This is a genomic window from Acinetobacter sp. MYb10 (assembly GCF_002980175.2).
GTDB classification, from domain to species: domain Bacteria; phylum Pseudomonadota; class Gammaproteobacteria; order Pseudomonadales; family Moraxellaceae; genus Acinetobacter; species Acinetobacter guillouiae.
In genome coordinates this window covers 272,950-285,085 of record NZ_CP058272.1, presented here as the reverse complement: position 1 = coordinate 285,085, position 12,136 = coordinate 272,950, and the positions used below count along the sequence as shown (strand labels likewise).

Sequence of the window (12,136 nt, the reverse complement as noted above, 5' to 3'; positions counted from 1 at the left end):
CGTTTAAGTATAACCGAAACTTTAATAAATGCGATTCATTCCTAACACTAATTCTTAGTAAATCAATCAGGATTCATCGCGACTTGCTGTTCAAATATCAAGAATCAGCAATGAGATAAATAAAAAAGTGATGATCAAAAGATTCTATCATCACTGTAAAACTTAACTTTTTTAACTCAATATTTTAATTAGTGATGCTTCGAGCCTTTTTAGGCTAATGTTTTCTATGTATTCCGATAATGAGTAAAGGTTGTGAACCAATCTAAATAGGCTTTCCCTGAAAATGATTAAACAAGTGTTATCTGTATTAAGAGCTTTTTATAGAAAAGAATTGCTTAGGCTATTTTTAGTATATTTACCAAGAAAAATTTTTGGAGATCAACATGGATACATCCCCAAAAATAAAAAGTATCTTAAAGCCTATAGCTATAAACCAGCAGCCCCTTGATCGAATTATGCTGCTACTCAAAGTTAAGCGCTATAGGCCAAGGGATTTCCAAATTCACTAAATTAAATATTTAAAGTAATTATAATTTGGGTGATTTGAGACAAAAACATAATTTTGCTTTTGATAAAATGGCGCTGCATCTTTTTCACTACTTAAGCACAAGGCAGAAAAATTAGATTTTGCTCTTTTTTCAAGTTCGAGCAATAAACTTTTACCCAATCCAGTTTTTCGGTATTCAGGCAATACATAGAAACGACGTACCCGACCAATTTTATGCTGAGTTTCAGGGTTCTGCTTTGTATCACCATCTTCACTGATTTGAATATTTAAACCACCGCATGCAACCAGTTTATCTCCATCAAACGCAACCAATAAAAATTCACCATGTCGATTAAATTTATTGCTGCCTTGCTGAAACTCATCAACCAAACGTTGAATAAAATGAAACCCTTCTTTTTCAGCAACTACGGCTAAATCTTGAATTTGCGCAGGCAATTGATCTACCTGTTGAATTAAAATATTCACTCAACCTCCAATATATTTAGGGTCTGTAGACAGTTTTAACTTTATGCCTATGTTTATTTCTAAACAAAACCTACCCCAGCGATCTCAATCAATCACCGTGAAACAATCTAATTTAATGACTCACACTGATCAACACAATGGCTTAAATTACGCAATAATCATCTCAAAAACAGGTTTTGTTCAGCACACCATCAAGTTATAAAATTCCAACAAACCATATTTGACAAATGTAATTGAAATTTTTTCAACAAACTACTGTAAAGCTGAGCATTCGTGTAAACTTTATGTTTTTAACATTGATGTGATGAAGAACATGGCTATAGTTGACCTTTTTGCAATTGGTAACGCGCTCATTGACCAAGAATTTAAAGTATCAGATCTCTTTTTAGCTGAACAAAATTTGCAAAAAGGCACCATGCAACTCGCAGATGGTGAGTCTCAAACTCAGCTATACAATAATTTAAAAGCCAGCCAAAATTATAAAGGTCAAGCATCTGGCGGTTCAGCTGCCAATACCACAGTGGCATTCAGTGCATTAGGTTCTTCAGCATTTTATGCGTGCCGTGTTGGAAATGATGATCTAGGCACAATTTATCTCGACGGCTTAAATGAAGCAGGCATCAAAACTTCGAAAAAATCGATCAGTGAAGGTGTTACGGGTACATGTATGGTTCTGGTCAGTGAAGATTCAGAACGTACGATGCAAACTTATCTCGGCATTACTGCAGAACTTTCAGATCTACAAATGGATTTCGAACCTTTAAAAACAGCGCAATGGTTATATATCGAAGGTTACTTGTCTACAAGTGATTCAGCACGCGCAGCCGTAAAACAAGCACGTCAAATTGCCCGTGATCACAAGGTTAAAATCGCATTGACCCTATCTGACCCGGCAATGGTGCAATATGCACGTCAAGGTCTAAATGAACTAATCGATGATGGTGTGGATCTAATTTTCTGTAATGAACAAGAAGCCATGATGTATACAGAAACTGACTCTGTTGAAGCTGCGCTGAATAAATTAAAAACACTAAGTACTGATGTGGTGATTACACTAAGTGAAAAAGGTGCATTAGTTGCAGATCAAAAACAGCATTTTTATGTTCAAGGTCGTAAAGTAGATGCAAATGGTGCTGGTGATGCATTCTCAGGTGCTTTCTTATATGCTTTAAATAATGGTGAAAATTTACAAACTGCGGCACAACTTGCTATTCTTATTTCAAGTGAAGTGGTGTCTAAGTTTGGACCACGCCTAGACGTTGCAGAATACGCAGATCTACTCGAAACGTTCAAAAAGGAATGTGCATAAATGTCTGAAAAAATTGCAATGACCGATGAAATTGAAGAGCGTAAGGCACGTGCGTTTGACACAATGACTGGCGACACCATTTTTATCACTCAACGTGATGGTGCATTTTATGCCTACCAAAATGTCTGCCCTCATCTACAAACTGAACTGGAATTTCTGGAAAATCAGTTTTTAGACCAAGACGGCGAATATATTCAATGCTCTACACATGGTGCTTTGTTTGAAGTTGAAACAGGTGAATGTATTTCAGGACCATGTCTGGGTGATAAACTTGAAAAAGTGAATATTTCAGTCCATTCAGATGGTGGTATTTACATCGAGGACGAATAAGGTTGGAAACTGCCATGCTTGGATTCTTATTTGAACATGAATTAATGCCCTTTCACCTCAGTGTCTTGGCTTTAATTCTGCTGAGTATGGCAGAAACTTTTGGCTACTATATCGGCTTACGGCCAAGCACCTTTCTGAAAAAAATTTCACCAGATTGGCTCATTGAGTCGCCGCTGTTACAAGTTAAATTTTCCAAAGTACTTATTTTCGTTTTTTTATTATTGAATTTTAGTTTTGCAGGCTATTTTTTACAGCTCTCTATCTTTGCAAGCAAACAAGTATTTGCCGCTTGGTATTATGTAGTTTTACCCGCATTGGTGATTGCGATCTTTTTTACCGTGTTTATGATTCATTGTTTGGATCAGGTGATAAAACCTAAAGTTACGTTGAATCAAGTTGACTTGCTTGGACGATTGGCTACAGTCTCTAGTGGTAATGCACGACCAGGATTTTCAGCTCAAGCACGGGTCCGTGATGAAAATGGACAACTGCACTATATCCAAGTCGAACCAGAATTTGGTGAATTAGAATTTCAATCGCAAATCATCTTAATACGTTTTAGAAAATCACATTATATTGCCAAGAAAATTTCGATCTCAAATCATCTATTTAGTTCAGATCAGTATTAAAAGTCTAACTCGGTGTTAGCACATCCAATACCTTTATTACTTCACTACCTTAAGTCAATCATAACTTGCCCTCATTTTGGCCAACTTGCAATTTTAGCTTCAATCCGTGCACAAAATGATGCAATTTGAACTTGAGTAAGTGATTCAGCTTTATACAGTGACAACATTTGAAAATCGCATTTTGGTGCACAGGTACTCAATAATGCGATTTTCAATATGCGTTTTACTGGTTGCCAAAGTACCAAACGATCTACCCACCAAGCTGAACCCAATGAAGTAATCGCCAATGTGTATTTTAGGTTGTCGAGTTTAGGTTGAATTGCACCCAAATCGTTTGCATGATCATAAGCAACTCCAGGAGCCCAAATACGATCAAACCAGCCTTTCAGCATTGCAGGAAAACCAAACCACCAAGTCGGAAAGACCAGTATTAAAGCTTCTGCGGAAAGTAAATCATCTATATTCTCTTTTACAGCTGTTTGATCAAATGTAGGACTATAATAACTTTGACGTTCCTCATCTGTCAGTGCGGGTGAAAAACCAGAAGCGTACAGATCTTCAATCACAACTTCATGACCATTGGCAATTAAAGTCGCTATTGCGGTCTTCGCCAAGCTTTGACAAAGACTATCAGTTACAGGGTGAGCAATAACAACTAAACATTTCATGGTGATTTCCTTTCAGCTCAACCAGTTATAATTTATTAGATAAAATGAACAGGAATTTAAATCATTGAACTTCAGCAAAAATCCAAATATAGATGAAGTTGTACATAATCAAATAAATACCCAACTATCAAAATAGAAACATCTTTCAACTTTTAATTATGACTAAAATTTAAGCATAAATCACGATTATTATTCCCCCCATATTTGTTACTCAATTGGATTTTTTCTAAAATAATAAACTCAGCAAAAATTTAAACCAACCATTTTAATCGGAATAATTTCTCACCAAACTTAATTCAAACCAATTTAGTTGGTTTAATAAAATCTAAACAATACTATTTTACTAGGTTTTATTTTTATTAATTACAAGTGTTTTAATCAACTTTAAAATCAATAAAAATTAGTATATTTTTTAACAACACAAATTTTTAAGTCATTGTTTAATTTAAATTTAATAATATATTTTTATTTTAACTGTTTTATCTATTTATTTCTTGTTGCGTTTTGTTTAATAATATAAGCATATTTAAATAATAGGCTTAACGCATGAGCTTAAAACCTAACGATTTAAACCGGCGGCTTGTCAGGGAAATTGCAATCATATTAATAATTAAGATTGCACTTTTAATGACGATCAAACATATCTGGTTTGATGCGCCGACTATTCCTAAAAATTTTGATAACCAAGTTGCTGAGCGTATTGCTGGCAGTCCTTCCCAAATCAAGGAGACACGTTGATGATTTCTGAAAGCGTGGTCGATCTTTCGCGGTTCCAATTTGCAATGACCGCGATGTATCACTTTATATTTGTACCACTTACTCTAGGTCTGGCTTTTATTCTTGCCATTATGGAAACCACTTATGTGATTTCTGGTAAAGAAATTTATAAAGACATGACCAAATTCTGGGGCAAACTTTTCGGTATTAACTTTGCTTTAGGTGTAACCACTGGTCTGACCATGGAATTCCAGTTCGGTACAAACTGGGCGTACTACTCTCACTATGTGGGTGATATTTTTGGTGCGCCACTTGCCATTGAAGGATTGATGGCATTCTTTCTAGAATCAACTTTTATTGGTTTATTCTTCTTTGGCTGGGATCGCCTTTCAAAAGTTCAACATTTAAGTGTGACATGGTTAGTTGCGCTGGGTTCGAATTTATCAGCATTATGGATTTTAGTTGCCAATGGTTGGATGCAAAATCCTGTCGGTTCAGAATTTAATTTTGAAACCATGCGTATGGAACTTGTCGACTTTGGTGCTTTGATTTTTAACCCAGTTGCTCAAGTGAAATTTGTTCACACGGTGTCTGCAGGTTATGTCACTGGTGCAATCTTTGTTCTCGCCATTTCAAGTTATTACTTATTGAAAAAACGTGATTTACCATTTGCGCGTCGCTCTTTCGCCATCGCTGCAATCTTTGGTTTAGCGTCTACACTTTCAGTCATCTTATTGGGTGATGAATCTGGTTATGAGCTTGGTGATGTTCAAAAAACCAAGCTGGCTGCAATTGAGTCTGAGTGGGAAACACATCCAGCACCTGCGCCATTTACTTTATTTGGTATTCCAAATCAGGAAGAACAACGTACTGACTATGCCATAAAAATCCCGTATGCGATGGGTATTATTGCCACACGTTCACTCGATAAAGAAGTCACCGGGCTTAAAGATTTGATGGTTCAACATGAGGCACGTATCCGTAATGGTATGGTGGCATATAGCGAACTTGAAAAACTTCGTGCTGGTGACCGTTCGCCTGAACTTATGGCATCGTTCAAAGAAAACCAAAAAGATTTAGGTTATGGCTTACTTCTTAAAAAATATACTGAAAATGTAACAGATGCTTCTGAAGCACATATTCAAGCAGCAACAAAAGATACCATTCCAAATGTAACTGCATTGTTCTTCTCTTTCCGTGCAATGGTCGCTTCTGGTTTCTTGATGCTACTTCTGTTTATTCTTGCAACATTTGCTGTGGCAAAACGTAATGCAGAAAATAAACCATGGTTACTTAAATTTGCATTGTTTGCACTGCCATTACCTTGGATTGCAGCACAAACAGGTTGGTATGTAGCTGAAGGTGGTCGTCAACCATGGACCATTGGTGAAGTGTTGCCTACACATCTCTCTGCATCGAGTTTAAGCACTGGCGATGTATGGGGATCAATCATTGCATTAGCCGCGTTCTATACTGTGTTATTGATTATCGAAATGTATTTAATGATCAAATTCTCACGCTTAGGACCAAGCTCTTTACACACAGGTAAATATCACTTCGAGAAACTTGAAGCTCAGCAAGCTCAAACTGGGGAGAATCAATCATGATCGAATATGAACTTCTCAAAATTATCTGGTGGGTTTTAGTCGGTGTTCTACTGATTGGCTTCGCCCTCACAGATGGTTTCGATATGGGCTCAATGGCACTGATGCCATTTGTAGGTAAAACTGATGATGAACGCCGTGCAGCAATCAATACCATTGCACCGCATTGGGAAGGCAACCAAGTGTGGTTCGTGACTGCGGGTGGCGCACTATTTGCTGCTTGGCCTATGGTTTATGCAACGGCTTTCTCAGGTATGTATTGGGCGCTCTTGCTGGTCTTATTTGCACTCTTCCTTAGACCTGTTGGCTTTGACTATCGCTCTAAACTGCAAAATACCCAATGGCGTAATTCTTGGGATTGGGGCTTATGTATCGGTGGTGCTGTACCCGCGCTGGTTTTCGGTGTTGCATTTGGTAATATGTTCTTGGGTGTACCGTTTACTTTAGATGAGACTGTACGTTCGACTTATACAGGTAGCTTCTTTGCCCTACTCAATCCATTTGCACTGGTTTGCGGAATTGTAAGTTTGTCGATGCTGTGTGCACATGGTGGCGCATGGTTAATGCTACGTACAGATGGTGTATTACGTCAACGTTCTGCGAAAGCAACACAATTGATGGGTATACTCTTCTTAGTCACTTTCTTGGGCGTGGGTGCTTGGTTATATTTTGGTGGCATCGAAGGATATACTTTGGTACAGCCATTTAATACCAATGCTGTTGCCAATCCGCTTGCGAAAGAAGTATTAACAACAGGTAACCATGGTTGGATGAATAACTATTCAATTTACCCAATCACCATGCTTGCACCGATTTCTGCAATCCTTGGCGCAATCCTGATTATCTTTGGTGCTGGTAAAAACAAAGCTGGCGTGAGCTTTACAGGTTCTACCTTAGCGGTGACTGGATCAATTTTAACTGCTGGTTTTGCACTGTTCCCATTCCTAATGCCATCAAGTATCAACCCAACTGTAAGTTTAACCATGTGGGATGCGGTTTCAAGTAAGAATACATTGACAGTAATGACTGTGGTTGCTTCTATATTTGTGCCAATTATTTTAATCTATACCACATGGTGTTATTACAAAATGTGGGGCGTTATCACCAACAAACATGTTCAAGACAACTCACACAGCCTGTACTAAGGCTGTGTCTAAGCAAATAGGAGAATATTTATGTGGTATTTCGCTTGGATTCTTGGGATCTTGATGGCGTGTTTTGCAGGTGTTTTAAGTGCACTCTATATTGAACATCATCAAGATTTGGATGAGGAATAAACCATGACAGAGATCGCAATGACAACAAAAGAAAGAAAGCCGAATAAGTTTGCAATGGCCATTTCGTTTTTGATGGCATTGCCTCTTGCTGCGGTATTGTTGATTCACCCTGGGGCAATGCTTGATGCCAATGGTCACTATAACCATAGTGCGCTCATGATGGTAATGATTGGTATTTCAGGTGGCTTTATACATGGGGTAGGATTTCTGCCACAGTTTTGGTTATGGAAATGGTTATTTAGTCCCTATGTCGCATGGCCACTCATGCTATGGGGCTATTACACTTGGTTCTTCAGCTAATTCCTAAATTTGAAAAAATAAGACCCTGATTTATTCAGGGTTTTATTTTAATTGGATGAAACTTTACTGGGCACCCTCTTTCTCATTTCAATTAAATGCAAATCTACAACAGGTATGCCTACATTTGCATTTAAAGGATAATCCGCCACTACACCCGTTTGTACATAGCCACGGCGTTGATAATAAGCAATCAATTCATGACGTACACTTAAAACCCACATAACGAAATGCGTGGAATGACAATGGTTAGATAGGACTTTTTCATGCAGATACTGTTCAGCAAAATCTAAAACATATTTGCCAATACCTTGATTTTGGAATTGAGCTGCAATACAAAATGTGCCGATTTCCACATCATGCTGGATAAAAGTCAGACCAATACATGCGACAATTTGCTCATCTAATTCAGCAACAAATAACTGAAAATTATTCTGAGCCAATGTTTGTTTTAATTGCTTGGCATTTATGCGATCACCTGTGACAATTTGTGACTCACTTGTCCAACTACGACCTTCTTGCTGTCGATAAGCAGAATTAATCAAATCAACTAAATTTGTAATGTCGGATATTCGTGCTGTTCTAAAATTAAGCTGCATACAGTTTGCTTTTTAAAAACTTGAAGATAAATAAGACCAATTCAAAAATGACCAGTGATAAAGCAACCTCCAAGAGAATCAGCAATTCTCCACTTCGACTACCCGAACAATGCATTTGGGCAGTGCCGGCAATACATTTAAAGATTAGCTTATAAAATGAGCTTGACCAGATATATAAAATACCTAAACTAGCAAAGAAAGCCAGAAAATGGAAAATATTAGATTTATTCTGAAAGAGTTGCGCTGTAATACAATAAGCTCGATATGGAATCCAGCTAAAAGCAAATAAGCCAATAGCGGTAAAAATGATCGCTACTGTATAAAGGAAATCATCTGACATCAAAAAACTTTCAAACATTTTTATTCTTTTTTTCAAAAATACACTTTGTTATAACACAAAAAAGACCATCGAAATGGTCTTTTACATGTACTTCAAATTATTGCTCAGCTAACCAAGTCATAAACTTCTGACGTTCCGCCTTGCTTGCATTTTGCCAGATTTGAATCAATTGGCGATCTGCCGAATTGGCATCACTCACGGTTTGAGTAGTCTTAGCAACTGAGGTTGTTGCTGGCGATTGGCTTGTCGTTGTTGCATATACAGCTGCTGGTTGATTTACTGGCGCTTTCTTACTTGAAGTTAAATCAATCACTTTGCCGAATAAACCAGAACCTAACCAAGGCTTCGCTTCAGTATTCACACCAGTCTGTTGCACCACGAGACGGTTTTTATTGTCATAAATCGCAATCGTTGGTTGTTCTGCATATTTTTTTGCATCTTCAAAACGCTGAGGTGGATTTACCAAAGCAATTTTATAAGTTTGACCATCTTTTAAATCTGGCGCTGTCACTGTGACCACACCCGATTTTAAAATGTCGTGTTCACCATTTAAATGTTCAAAATATTGTTGATAACGAACACTTACTGCAACTTGACCAGCATCGACTTTATATTCATTCTTTTTACGGATTAAACCTGAATTCACTTCTTGATCGTTCACCGCCAATACTACAATTTCTTCTGGCGCAGATAAGGTGACTGCTGCAAAAACTGATCCGCTTAGCATTAAAGCTAATGCAGCAACGCCGTATTTAAATGCCATATTGCTCTACTCTTATGTCAAATATATGTAAAATTTATTGCACTATGCAATGTCGTGATGACAGTTTTATGACAATGGCGATTTGTTCTGATTTTTATAATGAAACCATTTTCATTTTACTTGTCACATAATTTTGTCATTTACTGGAAAAACCATTCATCTGCTTGTCCTGAACGCACATTTTAAATCTATTTTTTCTTATTTATAACTAGGGTCTGTTGACATTTCATAAATGGCTTGCGTTGTAGGTTAAAATTGAGCAGACAAGGCAGGAAATGAAGAGAATAGCGAGACTATTTTCGAGTTTCATAACGTAGGCTGAGATAATTTTAGCCACAACCCTTCGGGACTAGTGTGTTTTTTGCCGCTACGTCGTTACGAACTACTTATTTAGAATGACTAAATTTCGTATTTCACGCCTAGTATCACCTAAAAAACACACGTAGTCGCAAACATAGACGAATTATCAGCAGACCCTATACCCTTTGAATAGCACACATTCAAAATAAGCATAATTCTAAAAAACAAATTAACAGGATGTTCCCCATGAATAAGAAAACCATATCCAGATTTAAAGCAATATTAACGAGATGTATCATCGGTATTACAGCTGTTTTGGTCGTACCTTATGCCACACAAACAATGGCAGCAACCAGCTATGCCACTCAAGCGAGCCCAGCACAACTCTCAAAACTTGCCTACAATATGAATGCCAATATGGCACAACGCAATCTGAATACGTCTGAAAAAAACCTGTACCAGCAACTTTACAACATAGCCAATAATCAAAATTTTCTATACGATCCTTCCATTACATCCACCATTCAGCAATACGAAAGTATCCGAAGCAAAATTCGCCAGCAATTTTCCACAGTTAGGCAGCTTGCTATAAATACTTATGGCAACCAGTCACAACAAAAAATATTACTTGCAACTAATGCTTTTATTTTAATGTATTACGATGCACTCAGTCGTAACAATCCAAAATTCTTCTGGCCAAATCTGGGTATTTTTGTTGCCAATGATGTCCGTTCTACCTATGCATTAACCTTCTCATTGTCTAATGCTTTGGATCCCTTAAATGTCACCAATGGTCAAAACATCATTATTGCAGGGATGAATGTACCCACATTACAGGCCACCATTGCCCAAGCCAATAATGAATTAATTAATGGGCAGGCCAATGTGATGGCAGATATTGGTGGACTCAGTATCATGCATCAACACTATGATGCTTTAGTGTTGGCACAACAACTGACTGGTTATGGATCAACCCTGACTCAAGCGTTTCAATTACAGAAAATCGCGGATGAAGAAGCGCTTAGATCAAGCATTTATTCATCAAAATTTAAAAAGTTGGCTACAGATGCAGCTATCAGCTTTGGCATTCATGAACAAGAAAAAATTCTACAGCCGATGTGGGATAAGCCAATAATGCGTGATTTTTCTAAAATTAATAATTTTATGTTGTCACTCAGTTTAGAAAATTTAGGCTTACGTGGTGATATCTTTGTAGGTATCAATAAATTTAAATTAATTTTCACTCCCTATCTGATTATACGCGCACCATTCACAGCAACCAATCTGGCCAATGTACAACATCGTATCGCAATTGCACGTAACGGTTTTAATGTGCTAAATGAATGGAAACAAAATATATTCTTCGCACCATGGATTCCAATCTATCAATCACATATTGGTAAGGGTAATGGATTGTACCAACCCGTAGGTGCGCGATAAATCATTAAACACCTCGATGCACAACATTACACTTTTTTCAAAGCGACTACATTTTGAGCACAGTTCTTGCTTGTTTAATGTTGTGTATATCGCACAATAAAAATACTCAACAAAAAATGAGGTGCAACATGATTTTTAAAGACCATATAGTCCGTGTTGAAAACATTAAAACGATGCAAATGCTGGATAAAGCTAAGTTAGATCATCAGGTTATTGCGATGTTTATGACTTGTGAAGGCATTCCTTTAAAAACCAGTGAAGTGACTGCGCTTTTAAAACAATATGAAATGCTAGGACAGCACAAAGTTCCAGCTAAAAAAGCCAAGGCATTGCTTCAGGCTAAAATGGAGCATTTTGAGGATTCTGAATTACCGTGCCCTGCTGCTTATTAAGGCAGCTAAGCGTTAGGATTATTGTTTAAATCACCTTTTATCGGTAAATAGAATCAATAGATACGTTCTATTTACCGCATTTAAACAATATAAACTGCTAAACCATACAAGTTCATTTCCCCCAAAGCCCCACATTGTTACTTTTGCAAATGGATTACGAATATTTGCTTTTCAAAATGATAATGTAAACCAGACTGCGCTATTTTATCCTGCAATAATTCTGAATGGTCAATATGTTTTGACACAACGAAGCGCCCCATATAACGGTTCTCAATCGGATTAATTTGAATATTTTTAAGTGCTTTGAGCAAGAAAATACCATAACGGCATTCTATGTACAGTCCAGATGAAAAGATTAAAAAATGATCCCATTCCGAAACATCTAAACTTGCACTCAACTGGATTCAATCGTTGAGATTTAGTCTTTGAATATCATTGAATAATCATACAATGGGTTCAATCATCATCGAATATGTATATTTTATAAAACATTCATTT

The 12,136-nt window shown here is 37.1% G+C and carries 16 protein-coding genes; 10 read left to right on the top strand and 6 right to left on the bottom strand.

All coding sequences use genetic code 11. The annotated features are described in order from the left end of the window. Nucleotides 1-505: 505 nt before the first annotated feature. Nucleotides 506-973 carry a GNAT family N-acetyltransferase gene (locus tag CQZ96_RS01330; RefSeq protein ID WP_105712460.1) on the bottom strand — a complete coding sequence of 156 codons (468 nt, stop codon included), beginning with the start codon at nucleotides 971-973 and terminating at the stop codon, nucleotides 506-508. Nucleotides 974-1,286: 313 nt separating this feature from the next. Here CQZ96_RS01330 and CQZ96_RS01325 point away from each other — a divergent pair, with 313 nt between their 5' ends. Genes CQZ96_RS01325 through CQZ96_RS01315 form a run of 3 tightly spaced genes read left to right on the top strand, consistent with a single transcriptional unit; the run spans nucleotide 1,287 to nucleotide 3,241 of the window. After that, nucleotides 1,287-2,282 (top strand): adenosine kinase, encoded by a 996-nt coding sequence (locus CQZ96_RS01325; protein WP_105712459.1) that lies wholly within the window; start codon nucleotides 1,287-1,289, stop codon nucleotides 2,280-2,282. Nucleotides 2,283-2,300: 18 nt separating this feature from the next. Beyond that, nucleotides 2,301-2,612 carry a Rieske (2Fe-2S) protein gene (locus CQZ96_RS01320; protein WP_162242519.1) on the top strand — a complete coding sequence of 104 codons (312 nt, stop codon included), beginning with the start codon at nucleotides 2,301-2,303 and terminating at the stop codon, nucleotides 2,610-2,612. A 14-nt stretch (nucleotides 2,613-2,626) separates the two neighbouring features. Then, the gene (locus CQZ96_RS01315) at nucleotides 2,627-3,241 is read left to right on the top strand and encodes an OB-fold-containig protein (RefSeq protein WP_004822174.1); all 615 of its coding nucleotides are present in this window, start codon (nucleotides 2,627-2,629) and stop codon (nucleotides 3,239-3,241) included. A 71-nt stretch (nucleotides 3,242-3,312) separates the two neighbouring features. On the opposite strand, the gene CQZ96_RS01310 is transcribed toward CQZ96_RS01315, so the two are convergent. Beyond that, complete coding sequence (locus CQZ96_RS01310; protein ID WP_105712458.1) at nucleotides 3,313-3,909, bottom strand: NAD(P)H-dependent oxidoreductase; 597 nt, start codon at nucleotides 3,907-3,909, stop codon at nucleotides 3,313-3,315. Between the two features lie 546 nt (nucleotides 3,910-4,455). On the opposite strand from CQZ96_RS01310, the gene cydP reads away from it, so the two are divergent. From cydP to CQZ96_RS01285, 5 genes are read left to right on the top strand one after another with little or no spacing between them, the layout of a single operon-like run. Then, complete coding sequence (cydP, locus tag CQZ96_RS01305) at nucleotides 4,456-4,647, top strand: cytochrome oxidase putative small subunit CydP (protein ID WP_056511741.1); 192 nt, start codon at nucleotides 4,456-4,458, stop codon at nucleotides 4,645-4,647. Continuing rightward, the gene (locus CQZ96_RS01300; protein WP_004719676.1) at nucleotides 4,647-6,233 is read left to right on the top strand and encodes a cytochrome ubiquinol oxidase subunit I; all 1,587 of its coding nucleotides are present in this window, start codon (nucleotides 4,647-4,649) and stop codon (nucleotides 6,231-6,233) included. Before cydP ends, CQZ96_RS01300 begins: the two co-directional genes overlap by 1 nt. Next, a complete protein-coding gene (gene cydB / locus CQZ96_RS01295) occupies nucleotides 6,230-7,375 on the top strand; it encodes a cytochrome d ubiquinol oxidase subunit II (protein WP_004719675.1) in 1,146 nt (381 codons plus the stop codon). Before CQZ96_RS01300 ends, cydB begins: the two co-directional genes overlap by 4 nt. Before the next feature lie 30 nt (nucleotides 7,376-7,405). Then, nucleotides 7,406-7,507 carry a cytochrome bd-I oxidase subunit CydX gene (gene cydX, locus CQZ96_RS01290; RefSeq protein ID WP_002120988.1) on the top strand — a complete coding sequence of 34 codons (102 nt, stop codon included), beginning with the start codon at nucleotides 7,406-7,408 and terminating at the stop codon, nucleotides 7,505-7,507. 3 nt (nucleotides 7,508-7,510) lie between these two features. Next, a complete protein-coding gene (locus tag CQZ96_RS01285) occupies nucleotides 7,511-7,807 on the top strand; it encodes a cyd operon YbgE family protein (protein WP_056511744.1) in 297 nt (98 codons plus the stop codon). A 47-nt stretch (nucleotides 7,808-7,854) separates the two neighbouring features. Here CQZ96_RS01285 and CQZ96_RS01280 read toward each other — a convergent pair whose 3' ends face one another. From CQZ96_RS01280 to CQZ96_RS01270, 3 genes are all read right to left on the bottom strand, one after another. Next, nucleotides 7,855-8,403 carry a GNAT family N-acetyltransferase gene (locus tag CQZ96_RS01280; protein WP_105712457.1) on the bottom strand — a complete coding sequence of 183 codons (549 nt, stop codon included), beginning with the start codon at nucleotides 8,401-8,403 and terminating at the stop codon, nucleotides 7,855-7,857. Then, nucleotides 8,393-8,779, bottom strand: coding sequence for a hypothetical protein (locus CQZ96_RS01275; protein WP_162242515.1), 387 nt, complete (start codon nucleotides 8,777-8,779; stop codon nucleotides 8,393-8,395). Before CQZ96_RS01275 ends, CQZ96_RS01280 begins: the two co-directional genes overlap by 11 nt. A gap of 61 nt (nucleotides 8,780-8,840) precedes the next feature. Further along, nucleotides 8,841-9,506, bottom strand: coding sequence for a DUF2057 domain-containing protein (locus CQZ96_RS01270; RefSeq protein ID WP_056511748.1), 666 nt, complete (start codon nucleotides 9,504-9,506; stop codon nucleotides 8,841-8,843). 546 nt (nucleotides 9,507-10,052) lie between these two features. Between CQZ96_RS01270 and CQZ96_RS01265 the strand changes: the two genes are divergently transcribed. Both CQZ96_RS01265 and CQZ96_RS01260 read left to right on the top strand, forming a co-directional pair. Further along, nucleotides 10,053-11,246, top strand: coding sequence for a hypothetical protein (locus tag CQZ96_RS01265; RefSeq protein WP_105712456.1), 1,194 nt, complete (start codon nucleotides 10,053-10,055; stop codon nucleotides 11,244-11,246). Between the two features lie 128 nt (nucleotides 11,247-11,374). After that, nucleotides 11,375-11,638, top strand: coding sequence for a hypothetical protein (locus CQZ96_RS01260; protein ID WP_004719666.1), 264 nt, complete (start codon nucleotides 11,375-11,377; stop codon nucleotides 11,636-11,638). A 137-nt stretch (nucleotides 11,639-11,775) separates the two neighbouring features. Here CQZ96_RS01260 and CQZ96_RS01255 read toward each other — a convergent pair whose 3' ends face one another. Continuing rightward, entirely contained in the window at nucleotides 11,776-12,036 is a 261-nt protein-coding gene (locus CQZ96_RS01255; protein ID WP_105712455.1) for a hypothetical protein, read from the bottom strand. Nucleotides 12,037-12,136: the final 100 nt, after the last annotated feature.

What these genes read in the sequence shown, in the direction of transcription:
- CQZ96_RS01270 (WP_056511748.1), bottom strand. Translation starts at nt 9,506, where the DNA reads ATGGCATTTAAATACGGCGTTGCTGCATTAGCTTTAATGCTAAGCGGA.
- CQZ96_RS01315 (WP_004822174.1), top strand. Translation starts at nt 2,627, where the DNA reads ATGCTTGGATTCTTATTTGAACATGAATTAATGCCCTTTCACCTCAGT.
- CQZ96_RS01260 (WP_004719666.1), top strand. Translation starts at nt 11,375, where the DNA reads ATGATTTTTAAAGACCATATAGTCCGTGTTGAAAACATTAAAACGATG.
- CQZ96_RS01265 (WP_105712456.1), top strand. Translation starts at nt 10,053, where the DNA reads ATGAATAAGAAAACCATATCCAGATTTAAAGCAATATTAACGAGATGT.
- CQZ96_RS01280 (WP_105712457.1), bottom strand. Translation starts at nt 8,403, where the DNA reads ATGCAGCTTAATTTTAGAACAGCACGAATATCCGACATTACAAATTTA.
- CQZ96_RS01310 (WP_105712458.1), bottom strand. Translation starts at nt 3,909, where the DNA reads ATGAAATGTTTAGTTGTTATTGCTCACCCTGTAACTGATAGTCTTTGT.
- CQZ96_RS01285 (WP_056511744.1), top strand. Translation starts at nt 7,511, where the DNA reads ATGACAGAGATCGCAATGACAACAAAAGAAAGAAAGCCGAATAAGTTT.
- CQZ96_RS01325 (WP_105712459.1), top strand. Translation starts at nt 1,287, where the DNA reads ATGGCTATAGTTGACCTTTTTGCAATTGGTAACGCGCTCATTGACCAA.
- cydP (WP_056511741.1), top strand. Translation starts at nt 4,456, where the DNA reads ATGAGCTTAAAACCTAACGATTTAAACCGGCGGCTTGTCAGGGAAATT.
- cydX (WP_002120988.1), top strand. Translation starts at nt 7,406, where the DNA reads ATGTGGTATTTCGCTTGGATTCTTGGGATCTTGATGGCGTGTTTTGCA.
- cydB (WP_004719675.1), top strand. Translation starts at nt 6,230, where the DNA reads ATGATCGAATATGAACTTCTCAAAATTATCTGGTGGGTTTTAGTCGGT.
- CQZ96_RS01300 (WP_004719676.1), top strand. Translation starts at nt 4,647, where the DNA reads ATGATTTCTGAAAGCGTGGTCGATCTTTCGCGGTTCCAATTTGCAATG.
- CQZ96_RS01320 (WP_162242519.1), top strand. Translation starts at nt 2,301, where the DNA reads ATGACCGATGAAATTGAAGAGCGTAAGGCACGTGCGTTTGACACAATG.